The sequence below is a fragment of the Arthrobacter sp. GMC3 genome (assembly GCF_002929305.1).
Lineage (GTDB): Bacteria > Actinomycetota > Actinomycetes > Actinomycetales > Micrococcaceae > Specibacter.
The window spans coordinates 59,766-75,537 of the sequence record NZ_PJIO01000010.1 but is presented as its reverse complement, the minus strand read 5'-3'; the positions used below and the strand labels follow the sequence as shown (position 1 = coordinate 75,537).

Annotated in this window: 18 protein-coding genes; 10 read left to right on the top strand and 8 right to left on the bottom strand. The window is 60.3% G+C overall.

Annotation, left to right across the window (positions count from 1 at the left end):
- Positions 1–149: 149 nt before the first annotated feature.
- The gene (locus CXQ94_RS16110) at positions 150–902 is read right to left on the bottom strand and encodes an ABC transporter permease (RefSeq protein ID WP_146070332.1); all 753 of its coding nucleotides are present in this window, start codon (positions 900–902) and stop codon (positions 150–152) included.
- Positions 903–1,150: 248 nt separating this feature from the next.
- Here CXQ94_RS16110 and rpsA point away from each other — a divergent pair, with 248 nt between their 5' ends.
- A complete protein-coding gene (gene rpsA / locus CXQ94_RS16105) occupies positions 1,151–2,632 on the top strand; it encodes a 30S ribosomal protein S1 (protein WP_104091595.1) in 1,482 nt (493 codons plus the stop codon).
- Between the two features lie 163 nt (positions 2,633–2,795).
- Positions 2,796–3,467: a DUF805 domain-containing protein gene (locus CXQ94_RS16100; RefSeq protein ID WP_104091594.1), complete on the top strand. Its 672-nt coding sequence runs from the start codon at positions 2,796–2,798 to the stop codon at positions 3,465–3,467.
- A 3-nt stretch (positions 3,468–3,470) separates the two neighbouring features.
- Here CXQ94_RS16100 and CXQ94_RS16095 read toward each other — a convergent pair whose 3' ends face one another.
- The gene (locus CXQ94_RS16095; protein ID WP_258067130.1) at positions 3,471–4,202 is read right to left on the bottom strand and encodes a YigZ family protein; all 732 of its coding nucleotides are present in this window, start codon (positions 4,200–4,202) and stop codon (positions 3,471–3,473) included.
- A 22-nt stretch (positions 4,203–4,224) separates the two neighbouring features.
- Between CXQ94_RS16095 and coaE the strand changes: the two genes are divergently transcribed.
- Complete coding sequence (gene coaE, locus CXQ94_RS16090) at positions 4,225–5,442, top strand: dephospho-CoA kinase (protein ID WP_104091593.1); 1,218 nt, start codon at positions 4,225–4,227, stop codon at positions 5,440–5,442.
- A gap of 58 nt (positions 5,443–5,500) precedes the next feature.
- On the opposite strand, the gene CXQ94_RS16085 is transcribed toward coaE, so the two are convergent.
- Complete coding sequence (locus CXQ94_RS16085; protein WP_104091592.1) at positions 5,501–5,974, bottom strand: DUF4190 domain-containing protein; 474 nt, start codon at positions 5,972–5,974, stop codon at positions 5,501–5,503.
- Between the two features lie 150 nt (positions 5,975–6,124).
- Here CXQ94_RS16085 and uvrB point away from each other — a divergent pair, with 150 nt between their 5' ends.
- A complete protein-coding gene (gene uvrB / locus CXQ94_RS16080; RefSeq protein WP_104091591.1) occupies positions 6,125–8,206 on the top strand; it encodes an excinuclease ABC subunit UvrB in 2,082 nt (693 codons plus the stop codon).
- A 35-nt stretch (positions 8,207–8,241) separates the two neighbouring features.
- On the opposite strand, the gene CXQ94_RS16075 is transcribed toward uvrB, so the two are convergent.
- Positions 8,242–8,784 (bottom strand): CGNR zinc finger domain-containing protein, encoded by a 543-nt coding sequence (locus CXQ94_RS16075; RefSeq protein WP_104091590.1) that lies wholly within the window; start codon positions 8,782–8,784, stop codon positions 8,242–8,244.
- Positions 8,785–8,810: 26 nt separating this feature from the next.
- Here CXQ94_RS16075 and CXQ94_RS16070 point away from each other — a divergent pair, with 26 nt between their 5' ends.
- From CXQ94_RS16070 to CXQ94_RS22240, 4 genes are all read left to right on the top strand, one after another.
- Positions 8,811–9,029 carry a hypothetical protein gene (locus CXQ94_RS16070; RefSeq protein WP_104091641.1) on the top strand — a complete coding sequence of 73 codons (219 nt, stop codon included), beginning with the start codon at positions 8,811–8,813 and terminating at the stop codon, positions 9,027–9,029.
- Between the two features lie 67 nt (positions 9,030–9,096).
- A complete protein-coding gene (locus CXQ94_RS16065; RefSeq protein ID WP_104091589.1) occupies positions 9,097–10,029 on the top strand; it encodes a hypothetical protein in 933 nt (310 codons plus the stop codon).
- Entirely contained in the window at positions 10,026–10,379 is a 354-nt protein-coding gene (locus CXQ94_RS16060; RefSeq protein WP_104091588.1) for a GntR family transcriptional regulator, read from the top strand. Before CXQ94_RS16065 ends, CXQ94_RS16060 begins: the two co-directional genes overlap by 4 nt.
- A 67-nt stretch (positions 10,380–10,446) precedes the next feature.
- Positions 10,447–10,674 (top strand): hypothetical protein, encoded by a 228-nt coding sequence (locus CXQ94_RS22240; RefSeq protein ID WP_146070331.1) that lies wholly within the window; start codon positions 10,447–10,449, stop codon positions 10,672–10,674.
- Positions 10,675–10,760: 86 nt separating this feature from the next.
- On the opposite strand, the gene CXQ94_RS16055 is transcribed toward CXQ94_RS22240, so the two are convergent.
- A complete protein-coding gene (locus CXQ94_RS16055; protein ID WP_306418913.1) occupies positions 10,761–11,360 on the bottom strand; it encodes a phosphotransferase in 600 nt (199 codons plus the stop codon).
- Between the two features lie 291 nt (positions 11,361–11,651).
- Between CXQ94_RS16055 and CXQ94_RS16050 the strand changes: the two genes are divergently transcribed.
- Both CXQ94_RS16050 and CXQ94_RS16045 read left to right on the top strand, forming a co-directional pair.
- Positions 11,652–12,095: a MarR family winged helix-turn-helix transcriptional regulator gene (locus tag CXQ94_RS16050; protein ID WP_219817070.1), complete on the top strand. Its 444-nt coding sequence runs from the start codon at positions 11,652–11,654 to the stop codon at positions 12,093–12,095.
- Positions 12,096–12,190: 95 nt separating this feature from the next.
- Entirely contained in the window at positions 12,191–13,633 is a 1,443-nt protein-coding gene (locus tag CXQ94_RS16045; RefSeq protein ID WP_104091587.1) for an MATE family efflux transporter, read from the top strand.
- 117 nt (positions 13,634–13,750) lie between these two features.
- Here CXQ94_RS16045 and CXQ94_RS16040 read toward each other — a convergent pair whose 3' ends face one another.
- The 3 genes from CXQ94_RS16040 to CXQ94_RS16030 all read right to left on the bottom strand — a co-directional run bounded on the left by CXQ94_RS16040 (position 13,751) and on the right by CXQ94_RS16030 (position 15,686).
- On the bottom strand, positions 13,751–14,236 hold the full coding sequence (locus CXQ94_RS16040; protein WP_181034254.1) for a GNAT family N-acetyltransferase: 486 nt from the start codon (positions 14,234–14,236) through the stop codon (positions 13,751–13,753).
- Between the two features lie 68 nt (positions 14,237–14,304).
- Positions 14,305–14,727, bottom strand: coding sequence for a GNAT family N-acetyltransferase (locus tag CXQ94_RS16035; protein WP_258067129.1), 423 nt, complete (start codon positions 14,725–14,727; stop codon positions 14,305–14,307).
- Positions 14,728–15,017: 290 nt separating this feature from the next.
- A complete protein-coding gene (locus CXQ94_RS16030; protein ID WP_104091584.1) occupies positions 15,018–15,686 on the bottom strand; it encodes a TetR/AcrR family transcriptional regulator in 669 nt (222 codons plus the stop codon).
- Positions 15,687–15,772: the final 86 nt, after the last annotated feature.

The window sequence follows — 15,772 nt, the reverse complement described above, 5'->3', positions numbered from 1 at the left end:
GTCCTTTGGTGACGTGTTGTGAATCTCAATGAATAATAGTTTCGTCCCAAGGTGGGAAGAAGTCAATTCTTTTCATCACCATGGCTGGCGCCGGCACTTTTTGACCGATGGGGCAGCGTCAGAACCTGAGGCGAAACCGAAAATGGCTCCTAGGAAGCGGGCCGGCTCCAGGCTCCGCGGCAACTCAGCCAGAGCGTGACGGTGGCCGCACTGGAATTGACCAGGAGCAAGGATATGAGCACCAGCAATTGAATTAGGCCAGCGTCCAGGGGGCTTGCTCCACCTAGGATCATCCCCACAAAAGCACCAGGCAGGGTCACCAACCCGGCCGTGCGCGTCTGATCAAGGGTGGGGAGGACGGCTTCGCCCGCAACAGGTTTTGCCACCATGGAGCGGGCTGGTGGCCATTCAAAGCCCAGCGCGACGGCGGCTTCCACCTCGCCGTTGCGCAGCGCCAATTCGTCCCGAATTCGACGCCCACTCAAGGTGACAGTGGACATGGCGCCACCAATTTGCTGGCCAATGACCGCAATGATCGCCAGCGCGTTGAAGGGCAGGACGCCAGCGGCAAACATCATGGCCGCTGGCGGGACAACACCGGCGGCAATGGGTATGGCGGCTATCCACCAACGCCCCTTCGGGGCAACCCGCCGCCCCGAGGTCCATGCGCCCACCACGAACATCAGCGCAACAAAGGCAAACGCCCAGGCGCCACGGTCGGATAACCAGGCGATGATGAGCGCAACGGCGGCAAGTTGAATCAGGGCCCGCAACCCGGCGACCAGCATTTGTGCCGGGTGGCGATCGAGGGCTGAACGCCAGACAACGGCAGCCAAGACCAGCATGACCGCCAGTAAAACCCAAGCGTTTGGCCCCAGTACCAGGAGGGTTGAATTGTCCACAAACGCAATTATCGCCGTCGAACACAGCTTTTGCGCTCCAAGGCCCGAACAACTAGACTAAATGGGCATGTTGTGTGTGAACTGGGCTGGCCAAAAACCGGCAGGAAACACGCGGCACGCGCACTTGTTTCATCCGCAGGAACCCCTGCAACCATAATAATTCCGGCCCCTGTCTGCCAAGGTGCGATTCATTCGTGCATTTGGCTGGGGTCGGCGAATCCAACTATCCACATCGGAGCCCCTACTACATGACCATCACGACCCCCGAGAAGACTAGTACCACTCCCGTTGTTGCCATCAACGACATTGGTACTGCTGAAGAATTCCTCGCCGCAGTAGATGCAACCATCAAGTACTTCAACGACGGCGACCTCGTCGAAGGAATTGTTGTCAAGGTTGATCGCGACGAAGTTCTGCTCGACATCGGTTACAAGACCGAAGGCGTCATCCCCTCCCGCGAGCTTTCCATCAAGCACGACGTTGATCCCGGAGACGTTGTCTCCGTTGGCGATCAGGTCGAAGCTTTGGTCCTCACGAAGGAAGACAAAGAAGGCCGACTGATTCTCTCCAAGAAGCGCGCACAGTACGAGCGCGCCTGGGGCGACATCGAGAAGGTCAAGGAAGAAGATGGTGTCGTTACCGGTACCGTCATCGAAGTTGTCAAGGGTGGTCTTATCCTCGATATCGGCCTGCGCGGCTTCTTGCCCGCATCGCTGGTCGAGATGCGCCGTGTGCGCGACCTGGCTCCCTACATCGGTCAGCAGATCGAAGCCAAGATCATCGAGCTGGACAAGAACCGCAACAACGTTGTTCTTTCCCGCCGTGCCTGGCTCGAGCAGACCCAGTCCGAGGTTCGCTCCACGTTCCTCAACAAGCTGGAAAAGGGCCAGGTTCGTCCCGGCGTTGTTTCCTCCATTGTCAACTTCGGTGCATTCGTGGACCTTGGCGGCGTAGACGGTCTCGTCCACGTTTCCGAGCTGTCCTGGAAGCACATCGACCACCCCTCCGAGGTTGTCGAAGTTGGCCAGGAAGTCACCGTCGAGGTTCTCGAAGTGGATCTGGACCGCGAGCGTGTATCGCTCTCGCTCAAGGCTACGCAGGAAGATCCGTGGCAGACCTTCGCCCGCACCCACGCCCTCGGGCAGGTTGTTCCGGGTAAGGTCACCAAGCTGGTTCCGTTCGGCGCGTTCGTTCGCGTTGAAGACGGCATCGAAGGCCTGGTCCACATCTCCGAGCTGGCAGTCCGCCACGTTGAGCTGGCCGAGCAGGTTGTCTCCGTTGGTGACGAGCTGTTCGTCAAGGTCATCGACATCGACCTGGAACGCCGCCGCATCTCGCTGTCCCTCAAGCAGGCCAACGAGGGTGTCGACGTCGACTCCACCGAGTTCGACCCGGCCCTCTACGGCATGGTTGCCGAGTACGACGAAGAAGGCAACTACAAGTACCCGGAGGGCTTCGATTCCGAGTCCAACGAGTGGCTTGAAGGCTACGAGGCACAGCGCGCCGTTTGGGAGCAGCAGTACGCTGACGCTCAGACGCGCTGGGAAGCTCACAAGAAGCAGGTTGCTCAGCACGCCGCAGAAGATGCAGCCGCTGATGGCGCCGGTGAAGGTGGCGAGTCCGCAGGGACTTCCTACTCCTCCGAGCCTGCTGCAACCGACGCTGGTGCCGGCACCTTGGCTTCTGACGAAGCACTTGCCGCACTGCGTGAGAAGCTGACCGGAAACTAATTTCCGAAAGCGCTTTCTCGCAATAGCGTTGAACGGGTCCTCCACCTTCGGGTGGGGGACCCGTTCTCGTTGGATCACAGCACACCTTTGCTCACCGGCAAGCGACGCAGGTGCGCCTTGCTAGAATCAACTCTTTGAACATCACAAACCCGGGGGACATCGCATGGATCAGAACAACCGCCAGAATGAATCAACTGCTGAGCAGGCTCCCTATGCGCCGCCGCAGTACGACGCCGTTCCCGCACCTTACGCTGCACAGCCGCCTCACCAGAGTCAGCAGCCTTTCGCCTCTCCATACCCGCAGCAGCAGTTTGGTCAGCCACCGTACGGGCAGCCCTTTGCCCAGCCGAACCCTTACTCGGGGGCGCCGCTTGGCAAAGACGGCCAGGTACCGTTAAGCGCACCCCTGTACGGGGCCAGCCCTGTGCAGGCGATCGCCCGCTTCTACAAGAAGTACGCGACCTTCAGTGGCCGGGCCAGCAGGAGCGAATACTGGTGGATCTCACTGACCTTCGTGGTGGGATTCATAGTGTTGGGCCTTCTCGCCTTGCTACTGGGCACCCAGCCCGGAACGGACCAGCCCAATGCGTTCGGGTCGGTGCTGTCCACCGTGATGGGCCTGGTCATGTTCGGCAGCATCGTGCCTGCCATCGCCCTGTCGGTGCGGCGCCTGCATGACGCTGACATGAGCGGCTGGATGTACCTGTTGAACTTTGTCCCCGGCGTGGGTGGCATCGTCATGATCGTATTGATGTCGATGTCCAGCAATCCGCAAGGTGCACGTTTCGACAAATGGCCCAACCCTCCCATGGGGTTCGGCCCCAACGGGTTCTAGACGCTAACGACGGGCACGGGGAGCCACTGGCACATCCACCCAGTTGCTCCCCGCGTCCGTGAGCACACCGCGACCGGCGGTCAGGGAGGCCAGCCGTTCGACGGCGGCCGTGATGATGGCATCGTCGTCGGCCAGGGCCAGGCCCACCAGGGTCTCAACGGCGCCGTAGCTGTTGCCCGTCATGAGGTAGCCAGCCGAGCGGAGATCGTTCTCCAATCGGCCGGCGTCTGCAGGGGGGACGCTCACGGTAAACTGCCTCAGCCGCTCCCGGCGAACCAGCGGAGCCAGTTCCAGTGCGCCGCTGACGGACTCCGAGTAGGCGCGCACCAGTCCGCCCGCTCCGAGCAGGATCCCACCAAAATACCGGACGACGACGGCGCACACATCACTCAAGTCGGCCGCCGGTACGCCGCCGGGCCTGGTTTCACGTTTCAGCACGGCATCGAGCATGGGCGCGCCGGCTGTGCCGGAGGGTTCGCCGTCGTCGTTGGAACGCTGGATGGCCCTGTCGGGGCCGATCACGAAAGCGCTGCAGTGGTGGCGGGCATCGTAGAATTCACGCCGGAGTTCGGCCACCAAGGTCCGGGCACCCGCCTCGTCACCCACACGGCGCAATACTGTGACGAATCGTGAGCGTTTGATCGCGATCTCGTGACGGAAGTCGGGGCCGTCGGTCAAGGTTGTGTAGCTGTTCGCGCCCGGCGAAGCGAGTAGTGGTGGGGGTGTTTGGCTCACCGATTCAGTCTAGTGTGGAGGAATGCTCTCGATCGGTCTCACTGGCGGTATCGCCTCAGGCAAGTCCCTGCTCTCCGTCCGTTTCCGCGAGCTGGGCGCCATCGTCATCGACGCCGATCAGCTGGCCCGGGACGTCGTAGCCCCCGGCACTGACGGTCTGGCGGCCGTGGTGGACGCGTTTGGAACGGGGATTCTGCGTGCGGACGGCAGCCTGGACCGACCCGCCCTGGGCACCATCGTCTTCGGTGCTCCCGAACAGTTGGCCACCCTCAACGCAATTGTTCACCCTCGCGTCCGAGCTGCCGCACAAATGCTGGAGGCCGACGCCGGCACGGGAACCATTGTTGTCCAGGACATCCCCTTGCTTGTGGAGACCGGCCAGGGGGCCAACTTTCACCTGGTGGTGGTTGTGCAGGCACCGCGGAACGAGCGGATTGCCCGGATGGTCGCCAACCGCGGTATGGCTGAAGATGATGCGCTGGCCCGGATGGCAGCGCAAGCCAGTGACGAAGATCGGGCGGCCGCGGCCGACGTCGTGATTGTCAATGACGGGACCCCGGAGCAGGCTCTCGCAGAACTGGACTCCTTATGGGAAGACCGGCTAGTGCCCTTTTCTAAGAACCTGGCTGCGCGGCGCCCCGTGTTGGTGGCCGGCCCAGCCAGCATTATCCCGGCCGATCCCAGCTGGCCGGAACAGGCATCACGTTTGATGGCACGGCTGGAGGCTGCCGTAGGTGAATCGGCCGTAGCCGTGGACCATATTGGTTCCACCTCTGTTCCGGCGCTGGCCGCCAAGGACGTGATCGACCTGCAGCTTCGTGTCCGTTCGCTCGAGGAGGCAGATAATCTGACCACAGTGCTGGCCGACGCCGGGTTCCCGGCGCGTACGGGCGGCTGGTGGGACACAGGGCATGACTTTGGCGGCGGGCGTGCGGGGGAGCGGTGGGAGAAGCGCTTTCACAACGCGGCCGATCCCGGACGGCCCGTCAACCTTCATATCAGGGTGGACGGCTCACCTGGAGCGTTGCTGGCTCTGGCGTTCCGCGACTGGCTGCGCTCCGATGCCGGGGCCCGGCAGAGCTACGAGTCGTTCAAGCAGTCAGTGGCGCACAGTCACCAGCACGAAGCGTCTACCGACGGCTATGCACAGGCCAAGGAACCATGGTTTGCCCACGCCATCCCTGAGCTGAATGTTTGGATCGAGCAATCCGGCTGGCAAGGTTCAGCACAAGAGCATTAGATAGGCATTAAAGAACAGGCCGGCACCCGTGGGTGCCGGCCTGTTCTTACGGCGTGGACTACGGGTTGACTGTGGTGCAGTCAACAATCTGGCCGTTGACTGTGACGGTCCCTACCCCGTCCTGGCAGGCCTGGGTGATCTCGTTGGCGAGGTTACCGAGAAAGACGATAAGAATGATGCCGCCAATAATGCTGACAACGATTGCCACGGCGCTGATGATGATCGCGACCAGGGCAAGCGTGTTCTTGTAGCCGGCCTTCTTGGACTTGACCTTGGCAATAATGCCCAAGATCAACCCGACAAGGCTGAATCCGACAAACGGCAGGATGACGGCAATGATCGCCATGGTCTTTCCCGGGTCAGTGGCCGGGGCGGGAGCGTAGCCGCCAGGCTGCTGGACGTACTGGCCCGGCTGCTGACCGTACGGTGCAGGCTGAACGGGCTGGGCGTAGGGGGCCGGCGGCGCAACGGGCGCAGGCTCGGCCGGCTGTACAGGCTTGGCGTACGGGTTTTCGGGATTGTTCTCAGACATAGTTACCTTCGTGGGTGAGACCAGTGATGAATGACTATTCCATTTTCACATGTGATGGACTAAATAGGGGGGTCATTACATGGGGAGTCCTCCCCTCACAGTTTTCGATCAGGTGTTCTAATCGGTTCCATCGGGGGTAGCGTTAACCCCATGAGTCTTGCCCAAGAGATAAATCGCGTTGTCGCCCCTTTTGAGGTCATCAGTGACTTCCAGCCAGCAGGTGATCAACCGGCAGCCATCAAGGAACTTACCGAGCGCATCAACAATGGCGAAAAAGACATCGTCCTGCTTGGTGCCACGGGAACAGGAAAGTCGGCCACTGCCGCGTGGCTCATTGAACAAGTGCAGCGGCCCACGCTGGTCCTGGTGCAAAATAAAACACTCGCCGCCCAGCTGGCCAATGAGTTTCGGGAGCTGCTTCCCAATAACGCCGTTGAGTACTTCGTCTCCTACTACGACTACTACCAGCCCGAAGCGTATGTGCCACAGTCGGACACCTTCATCGAAAAGGACTCCTCCGTCAATGAGGAGGTCGAGCGCCTGCGCCACTCGGCAACCAATGCGCTGCTGACCCGCCGCGACGTCATCGTCGTCGCCACCGTCTCCTGCATCTACGGCCTGGGGACCCCGGAGGAATACGTTGCCGGCATGGTGACATTGACCCGCGGTGACCAGATGAACCGTGACGACCTGTTGCGCAAGTTCGTCAGTATGCAGTACACCCGCAATGACATTGACTTCCACCGTGGCACCTTCCGGGTCAGGGGAGACACCGTTGAGATCATCCCCATGTATGAGGAACAAGCCATCCGGGTGGAGTTCTTTGGCGACGAGATCGAGAACATCTACACCCTGCATCCCCTGACCGGAGAGATCATCCGGGAAGAAAACGAGATGTACGTTTTCCCGGCCTCGCACTATGTGGCCGGACCCGAGCGCATGGCCCGAGCCGTCAAGCAAATTGAGGACGAGCTGGCCACGCGAACCAAGGAACTGGAAAGCCAAAACAAGCTTCTTGAAGCCCAGCGGCTGCGCATGCGCACCACCTATGACCTGGAAATGATGGAGCAGATGGGCTTCTGCAACGGCATCGAGAACTATTCGCGCCACATTGACGGGCGGGAACAGGGGAGCGCACCCCACTGCCTCATCGACTACTTCCCCGACGACTTCCTGCTGGTCATTGACGAATCCCATGTCACGGTTCCGCAGATTGGGGCCATGTATGAGGGCGATATGTCCCGCAAGCGGACCCTGGTGGACCACGGCTTCCGGCTGCCCTCGGCCATGGACAACAGGCCCCTGAAATGGGACGAGTTCCTGGAACGCATTGGGCAGACCGTCTACATGTCCGCCACGCCTGGCAAGTACGAGCTGGCCAAGGCAGACGGTTACGTGCAGCAGATCATCCGTCCCACGGGTTTGATTGACCCGGAAATCATCGTCAAGCCCTCAAAGGATCAGATCAACGATCTCCTCGGAGAAATCCGGAAGCGGACTGCCAAGAATGAGCGCGTCCTGGTCACCACATTGACCAAGCGCATGTCCGAGGACCTCACCGACTACCTGCTAGGCAACGGCATCAAGGTCCAATACCTGCACTCCGACGTCGACACACTGCGGCGCGTTGAACTGCTGCGTGAACTGCGCATGGGAGTCTTTGACGTGCTGGTGGGTATCAACCTTCTCCGTGAGGGCCTTGACCTTCCGGAAGTATCCCTGGTGAGCATCCTGGACGCCGACAAGGAAGGCTTCCTGCGCTCGGCCACGTCCCTAATCCAGACCATCGGGCGTGCGGCTCGTAACGTCTCCGGCGAGGTGCACATGTACGCGGACAGGATCACCGCGTCCATGCAGTTCGCCATCGATGAGACCAACCGGCGCCGCGAAATTCAGGTCGCCTACAACACCGAACGCGGCATTGATCCGCAGCCACTGCGCAAGAAGATTGCCGACATCACCGATCAATTGGCCAGGGAGGATGCCGATACGGCTGCACTACTGGAGGAGGCACGCCTCAAACGCGAAGGTGCAGGGAAGAAGAAGGCAGTGCGGGCCGACGGCCTGGCCGCCCGCCCGGCCGAAGCACTCGTCACCTTGATCGAGGACCTGACCGCGCAAATGCATGCCGCGGCCTCCGATCTCCACTTCGAGCTGGCCGCCCGTCTCCGCGACGAGGTCCAGGATCTAAAGAAGGAACTGCGCCAAATGCGTGAAGCCGGCCACGCCTAGCGTTACTCAACTGCGGCGAGGATACCTGCGATCGGCTACGCCGAAGAGGAAGTCCGTGCCCGATGTCGGCGGACAGCGGCGCGGTTGGCGCATCGCACGGAGCAGTACTGTTGGCGCCCGTTGCGAGTGACGTCAACGACCACGGCGTTGCAGGGGTCCCCGGGTGAGTCACCGGCCGCGCAACGCCCAAGCCGGTGCATTCCGCGCGTGGTCAGGTGGAGTGCCGTGCCTACGCTGAAGATTGCCAGCAGAACTGTTGGCAGGCCCTGATCCTGGTCGCGGTAGTGCAGGTGCCAGCCTTCGCCATTGTGCTCGGTGAGCCGCGGATAGGCGGCGGCCGTGGCCATCTGGGCGTTGAGGAGAACTGCACGCTCTTGCGGGTCGCGAGCGTCAACGACGGCGAGCCAGTCATCGATGACCAGCCGCACCAAAGCGTGGTCATCGGGTGAAGACGCAAAATCCATGGTCATGCCAAACTCACGTGTGCGGGCCACCAAACCCGCCCGATCCGCCGGAAAATTGTTGGCCAAGGAAGCCGCAAGCAGAACAGCGTATTCGCCGTAAGGGTTGAGATGCATAAGACCATTACAGCATAGTGGTCACCATGACACTTACAACTGCCACAGGCGATCAAGAATTCACTGCCACGACCATCACCCACGAACACAGCTGGCTGGTCGAATCTGCCCACACCACCTCCGAGGGGCGGGTGGTCTACCTGAAATGCAGCACCGGATGCGGTTCACGCCAAGTCGCCATTCGGGCTACTCAACGGAGCCCGATGGCACCACTGAGCGGAGAACTTGGCTCCGGGAGTTTGTGAAAACAGCCGATCGACACAGATCTTTTGTAATGCTACATTGATACAAAGGTCAAACAAAGGGATTCGCATGACACTAGAACCCGGAATCACGTGGCTAATCCTTGGTGGGCTGGCGCTGCTTAATGTCGGCATGATTGTGATGGTGCAGACGGAACGGTCTCAGCAGAAACAGGTGCTTCGATTCTGGCACCACGTTGGCTTGCCGATGGGCTCTCAAAAGGTGGCTGATTCGCTACGACGCAGGCTCAGACGGAGTGCGATTGCTGCTTCGACCGGGGCCTTGGCTGGCCTGGTGGTTTCAGCGGGCATTCTCTTCTTCAGTCCTTCCTCGTTCACCGTGACGTTTGCGTGGACGGTTGTACTGCCTACAGTCTTCATAGGGACAACTGCCTTTGATGTTTGTGTTGCTTTGCGGGACACCCTATTTCGGCAGCCACCGGGTACTCCAAGGTTGGCCCGAGCGGAGGCGGTTTCCCTTGGCGACTACATCAGCCCTGTGCGCTTGTGGGTGCCCCCAGTGCTTTTGCTGCTGGCAGTCCTGTTCGGCGCGCTGGTCTTGGCCCTTGGCCTGTTTGGCGTGATTGAGGTGGGCGCCTTCGGTCAAAGCCAAGAACTGCCAATTCTCCTGATCGCCTTGTTGGTGTTGTGCGGCTCCGCCGTGCTGGCCAGCCGGGCTCTTCAGCAGCCTCAACCCGTTACGGACGTTCTTGAGCTCGCTTGGGACGATGCCTTGCGGGCCGAGACCCTTCGGAAATTGGCGTTGCTTGCTACCCTCACCTCATGGCTCGCCATCGCTGCCGTGGGGAATGGACTCATCAATGCGTTTGACTCTACGGGCAGCACGGACGGGAGTTTTATTGCTCCGCAATTGTTCAATTGGGGTTACATTGCGGCGTTGTATCTCTTTAGCTTTGGCGGTGCCTACAGCTACTTCCGCTACCGCTTGTGGCCCAACTTCACCTTCTCAACGGTCGACGCCACAGGAACCGGGTCGGGATGATCCTCATCAATCCCCGCTCCGCGGTGCCGCCGTTTGAACAAATTCGAGTCCAGGTGATCGAACTCATCCGGGCCGGAGGTCTCTTGCCACAGACGCGCCTGCCCACCGTTCGAAAACTTGCAGCCGATCTTGGACTCGCGCCCAACACCGTGGCACGCGCGTATCGTGAACTTGAACTGAACGGTGCCGTAGAAACCCGCGGTCGCCACGGCACCTTCATCGCAGACCACACGACCGATCGGAGCCGCGGCCAGAAGGCTGCCGAAGAGTATGTCCAGCAGATTCGGGCGCTGAATCTTAGTGACATCGATGCGATCACGCTTCTCAAGACCGCGCTCCAAGCTAACTGACGACGTCGGCGCACTTGGACCGCCAGCTTCTCTTCAGCCAAGAATCCGTGTCTGCTAGGCTGCGGTCATGACTTGGTTTAGGAGGCGGGCCCGCAGCTCAAGGGACCTTCGAACTGAGCGCAATTGGTCTATTGCGGTCACCGTCTACTGGCTGGGATGGGCCGCCCTGCGTATGAGCGAGACTGGCAACCGGCCAATACTCAGTTTCTGGCTGGCCCTTGTTGGCGCCCTGACCTTTGCCGGCAACGCCGTGTACTGCCAGATTCGCCTGCGGCAGTTGCGGCATGGGGCCTGAAGTGTCACCGTGCCCGTGCGGCATGGGCCAGTAATGGTAGGTGCCGTTTGCTCGCTCCCTCAATCTCATTCGCTCAATTGCAACCTCTAGGTCCGCAGTGCCGCCATCCAAAGTGATTGGTGTTTCCGAACGAACTTTGAGGCCTCGTCCCAATGGTGACCATGTCCGTTCAGGAACATTTCACCCCATGGCTGGAAGTCATCGCGGTGCGCCGCGCCCAGGAAATCGTACATCGCCTGAGTACGCTCGCCCATGGCGACAGGGAGCCCCGATCGCAGTCCGGCGTCGGCCTTGTAGCCATCAACAACCAATGTCCGCAGACGTTGGGCGGCTTCGTAGGGATCCTGGCCGGCTACGAGAAAACCGAAGGATTGGGCAGCATACGCGAGGTCCCAGAGCCGGGTGCTCGGTCCTGCACCATCCCAGTCGATGAATGCTTGTCGGTCGCCCATGATGAAATTCCAGGGCGCCAGATCGTTATGGCAGATGAGGTCCGCGTCTGGTGCCGGAATCAGAGTGGTCCAGGTTTCTTCTGCGGCTGTTGAGAAACCGCTTGCAATGTCGTGGATTTGGCGTATTTGTTCGCCAATTTCCGTCAAGTCCTTCAACGCTAGCGGCCTGTCGTCGGGGGCAAGCCTGCCAGGAATGAACTCAGTGATTTGGCGACCCTGTGGATCCCGACCCATCGGGCGGGGGATGCTACTGAGCCCATTCTCGTGCAAGTAGTGCATAAATCTATGGACGGATGGCGTGCTCTTCAGCCAGGGTTTACGGACGGTCATACCAACGCGCACTACCGCCTCGGAGGCATTGCCCCCTGAAAGAGGCTCTTCATTGTGGGCCATCCGCCCATAGTAGCCCGAGCCACAACTCAAGGCTGGATCCAGCATCAGGGAAAGACCCTGACTATTCATCCATGCGTCTGGACTTCAGTTAGAACATTGACAGTTTGAGTTCTAATGGTTACAGTTCTAATTATGGAAACAGATGGCGCGCCAATCACAACAACCCTTGAACTCATGCGCTGGGTGGGTTGGGCGCAGATGAAAGCGGGGGAGGAGTGGATCCGTGAACGCGAGCTGACCCACCCCCAGAGTTTCGTTCTCGGTTACCTGGTCCAAAACCCGGGCACGATCCAGCGTGAAATCGCAAAAGTGACCCGCACGACGGCGGCGAGTGTCTCGAGTCTCCTGCAGGGACTCGAGGCGCGTGAACTCATTGAACGCCGCACCGAAGCGGGCAATGAGCGCAGCAAATTCGTGTACGCCACAGAATCCGGCGTCGAGCTCATCAGCGGGTTCGACACCGCGATGGCCGCCACCGAGCAAACGATCCTCGCTCCCTTGAATCAGACTGAACGGGCCTCGCTCCACGCGCTACTTGTGAAGATCACCGCGGAACTCCCGCAGCCGATCCGGTAGCAAACAGGGCACGTCTGCCCACCAAACAAAAAGTATCTCTTCGTCGTGCCGGCGACCGTCGGCGCGTGCTCAAACCTGCCTGGAAAGGAACGGTCATGAGAGCCGCAACCATTCAAGAACCCCCACCCGGAGGCGTTGGCAGCAACCGCTGGTACCTGTCTAACGCACCTATCGTCCGCGCACTCCTACATCTGTGTGTACCCATGGCGGCCGCGATGATCGTCGGAGCCATCTACAACCTCATCAATGCCGGTGTCATCGGTTCGCTGCACAACACCGCCCTGCTTGCCGCAATCACACTTGGTTCCCCGATCCTGGGCCTGGTCATGGGGATCGGCAATGTGTTCGGTGTCGGAGGCGGTGCGCTCATCTCGCGTCTGCTCGGCACAGCCGAGCAAGACCCAGCCAAAGCCGGCGAGATCAAGCGCGTTGCATCGTTCTCTTTGTGGGGCGCCATTGGGGTGGGGGCCGTGATCGGCGGCGTCGGCCTGGTGCTACTGAACCCGATTGTCTCCTTACTCGGAGCGAACGGCGCCACGGTGCCCCCGACTAGCGCGTTCGTGGGTGTCTTGTTCGCCTTTGTACCCGTGCTCGCAGCAGCAGTTTGTCTGGAACAGTTGGTCCGTGCCGAGGGGGCGTCCCGACAGGTAATGAACGGGCTGATCGCTTCCACGATCGTGAACCTCCTACTGGACCTCTTGTTCATCCTCGTGCTGCACTGGGGAGTTGCCGGAGCCGCACTGGCAACGGGACTGGCAAACCTTGGCATGGTTCTGTACTTTGCTATCTGGCTGACCAAAAACAGCGAACACGTTAGCCTGGCTCCGCGCTGGTTCACACTCTCACCCACCGTACTGAAGCCGGTCCTGGGGGTGGGAATCGGAACCCTGCTGCAGTCCGCTTTCCTCATTGTCACCGCTCTGATACTCAACAACCTCGCTGCCGCCTACGGCGACGGCCCGCTGGCGGCCATGGGTGTCGCCGTTCGCATCGCCCAGGTCCCGGAGTTCCTCATTATGGGCGTCACTTTCGGCGTCCTTCCTCTGCTCGCCTACGCCTACGGCAAGGGGGACCGGGAACGCCTCTCCTCAGCTCTGCGCATATCCGCCATCACGGTTGGTGGCATCGCCGTGGTCGCTTCGGGGTTCATCTTCATTTTTCGTGACCAGGTATTCACCATGTTCGTGGCCGACCCGTCAGTTCTCCCGATCGGCGTCGTCGTCCTCACAGCCCAGCTTGTCGCGATGATCGCCAACGGATTCACAGGCCTCATTACCTCGCTCTTCCAGGCCACGGGACGTGCCATGGCAGCAACCGTAATGTCGGTGACTCAGGGCATCCTGTTCATCCCCGTAGTGCTCCTGGGCAACCTCTGGTTCGGCCTTGCCGGCATCATTTGGGCGCTGACAGTGACTGAGGTTGCCGTGCTCGTCACAGGACTCGCAATGTGGCTCGCATCCCGACGGTCAATCGACCGTGGCCTCGCCGAGGGTAGCCCTGAGCGGGCGGAAGCAGTCCTTGAGGATGCAGCAGCCTAGTGCGCATCGCAGGTCATGATGTCTGCTGCCTCTCGAGGACGCACTCCTGGCAAGAATTGCGTAGTGGACCCTCAGCGAGGGAGCGCCGGTGAAGCCAATGCAGCAACGGATCAAGAATCAGATTTGCTTGACTAGTCGTCGTTCGATTCGCCCAGAAGATTCGTCAACCTTCGCCTCCTCGGTGTCCACAAAACCAAACCGTGCATAGACATTGAGGGCACGCTCGTTGTCATCAATAACCCACAGTTCCAGAGCGGCCCGACAGATACCTCGGGCATAGTCTTCCGCACCGAAGAGCAAGGTACTTGCCACGCCGCTGCCCCACGAATCTGGATCCACGGCGAGATAGAAGATTTCCAGACTTTTTTTGCGCGGGGCAAATAGTGTGAATGCAACGCAGGTCTCGTCTCGTCTGGCAATGAGCAGCTTGGACCCTTCGATGTCCAGGCGCCGTTTGATCCCAGGCACTTTTTCCTCACCTGTTGCTGGCGCCGGCAGTTCATCGCGTAGGGCTGTGGCGCGGGCCCAAATCAGCGCGGCCTCACTGACCGCGCTGGGCTCAAGGCTTACGACCAGCTGGAAGTTGTCATCCAAGTTCTTCACCCCAATATCCTGCCATAGCTCCCTTCTGCGGCTGAGGAATGCCTTGCACTGCAGAGACGGAAGGTGTGTCAGAGCTGCCTGGTCCAGGCAACTTCACGTCCGAGTTGGCCAGTTTCAGTAAATAGTTGGACCTGGTGAGTTGAGACGAGTGCCTCCGCTAGGTCTTTGGTGTCTGCTGTCGTGAATCCGACCTTCTGCCAGAACGGGCCAGATCTGCGGCTAAACAGCCAGGCCCGTTTGGCGCCAGCCTCCAGTGCTCGTTCCATCGCGAAGTGGGCAAGTTCTAACCCAATTCCTGAACCGCGAAGTCCCGGATCAACGGCAACGCTTCGGATGAGGGCATGGCCGCCATCCTCGCTGCTTTCATACCCAGTCGTTGCGAAGATATGTCCCGTAGTTTTATCCCGGCAGATCCACAGGTGCACCGACGGCGAATCGAGACCACTCAGTGTCAGATCAGCGACGCGCAGGAACTCTGAAGTTTCAGCCATATCAGTGGTAGTTGCGCGCGACGGATTGATCATTCCCCAACCGTATCCACCAGGCATCAAATTCTTAGAATGCAACAGGGGACTAGCACCCACCTCAACGCTCCTCCCGCATAGCGTCCTTCAAGAGGCGCCCTTTGACGGCGCGGAGTCCACCAATTTAGCCTGATGCTTAGCACGGCGTGTCCGCGGCCGGAAATCTGCAAGGCCGGAACTGGACATCGACCATGGCGGGTAAATGGACCGGCTGCGTGGTCGTTTCAGGTCGGGCCGAACTGCTTGCGCTACCCGGTTCAGCGGCCGCAGTATCCCGCGAGTAGGCCTTCGAGTATGTTGGCCAATCGGGGCTCGACATCGATGCGGGCGTGTGCGAGTTCCGGGTCGCTGTCGTAGAGGCTGCGGAGGGCGGTGCCAGGTGCCGCCATCTGCCAGAGGGCTCCAGTCATCGCGGTCGCAGTCGCAACGACGTTCCCGGCCTGGACGGAATCGAGGGGGAGTAGCCCACGGAGCCCCGTCGCGACCCGAGCGGCCGCGTCAATCGCGATGAGTTTGAATTCCTTGACTACCGGGAGGGACACGCCCCTTTCGAGGTTGAGTGGGATGTGGGCGAGCAACTCACAGAACAGGGGCTGAGCGATCAGCGTCGAAGCAAGGATCGCCGCTGCTTCCTGGGGCGTGCAACCGATACCCTCACCTACCTCGATGCCGTCCAGTTGAACGGTGACGGCGGCAGACCATTCGATCCAGCCTCTTGTCGCCAGGCGCAGGAAGATCTCCTCGCGGGTTTCGAAGTAGCGCAGCATGGTCGACTTATGCATGCCGACGCCGGTGGCAATGTCCGTCAGCGTGACGTTGCGGATCCCATGACGAAGGGCCAACTCCGCGGCGGAGCCCAAGATCGCTTCCTCACGCTCCTGCTTTGCGGAGACGGAGCGCGCTCGCTCGAAGGTGTTTATCGCCATATTGCAAGCATACTGCAACAGGGTTGCGCTATTGCTGGTCGTGCGCTGTACTGGTAGTGCAACACCGTTGCACTACCAGTACATGT

What these genes read in the sequence shown, in the direction of transcription:
- rpsA (WP_104091595.1), top strand. Translation starts at nt 1,151, where the DNA reads ATGACCATCACGACCCCCGAGAAGACTAGTACCACTCCCGTTGTTGCC.
- CXQ94_RS16100 (WP_104091594.1), top strand. Translation starts at nt 2,796, where the DNA reads ATGGATCAGAACAACCGCCAGAATGAATCAACTGCTGAGCAGGCTCCC.
- coaE (WP_104091593.1), top strand. Translation starts at nt 4,225, where the DNA reads ATGCTCTCGATCGGTCTCACTGGCGGTATCGCCTCAGGCAAGTCCCTG.
- CXQ94_RS16085 (WP_104091592.1), bottom strand. Translation starts at nt 5,974, where the DNA reads ATGTCTGAGAACAATCCCGAAAACCCGTACGCCAAGCCTGTACAGCCG.
- uvrB (WP_104091591.1), top strand. Translation starts at nt 6,125, where the DNA reads ATGAGTCTTGCCCAAGAGATAAATCGCGTTGTCGCCCCTTTTGAGGTC.
- CXQ94_RS16075 (WP_104091590.1), bottom strand. Translation starts at nt 8,784, where the DNA reads ATGCATCTCAACCCTTACGGCGAATACGCTGTTCTGCTTGCGGCTTCC.
- CXQ94_RS16070 (WP_104091641.1), top strand. Translation starts at nt 8,811, where the DNA reads ATGACACTTACAACTGCCACAGGCGATCAAGAATTCACTGCCACGACC.
- CXQ94_RS16065 (WP_104091589.1), top strand. Translation starts at nt 9,097, where the DNA reads ATGACACTAGAACCCGGAATCACGTGGCTAATCCTTGGTGGGCTGGCG.
- CXQ94_RS16060 (WP_104091588.1), top strand. Translation starts at nt 10,026, where the DNA reads ATGATCCTCATCAATCCCCGCTCCGCGGTGCCGCCGTTTGAACAAATT.
- CXQ94_RS22240 (WP_146070331.1), top strand. Translation starts at nt 10,447, where the DNA reads ATGACTTGGTTTAGGAGGCGGGCCCGCAGCTCAAGGGACCTTCGAACT.
- CXQ94_RS16055 (WP_306418913.1), bottom strand. Translation starts at nt 11,360, where the DNA reads ATGGGTCGGGATCCACAGGGTCGCCAAATCACTGAGTTCATTCCTGGC.
- CXQ94_RS16050 (WP_219817070.1), top strand. Translation starts at nt 11,652, where the DNA reads ATGGAAACAGATGGCGCGCCAATCACAACAACCCTTGAACTCATGCGC.
- CXQ94_RS16045 (WP_104091587.1), top strand. Translation starts at nt 12,191, where the DNA reads ATGAGAGCCGCAACCATTCAAGAACCCCCACCCGGAGGCGTTGGCAGC.
- CXQ94_RS16035 (WP_258067129.1), bottom strand. Translation starts at nt 14,727, where the DNA reads ATGGCTGAAACTTCAGAGTTCCTGCGCGTCGCTGATCTGACACTGAGT.
- CXQ94_RS16030 (WP_104091584.1), bottom strand. Translation starts at nt 15,686, where the DNA reads ATGGCGATAAACACCTTCGAGCGAGCGCGCTCCGTCTCCGCAAAGCAG.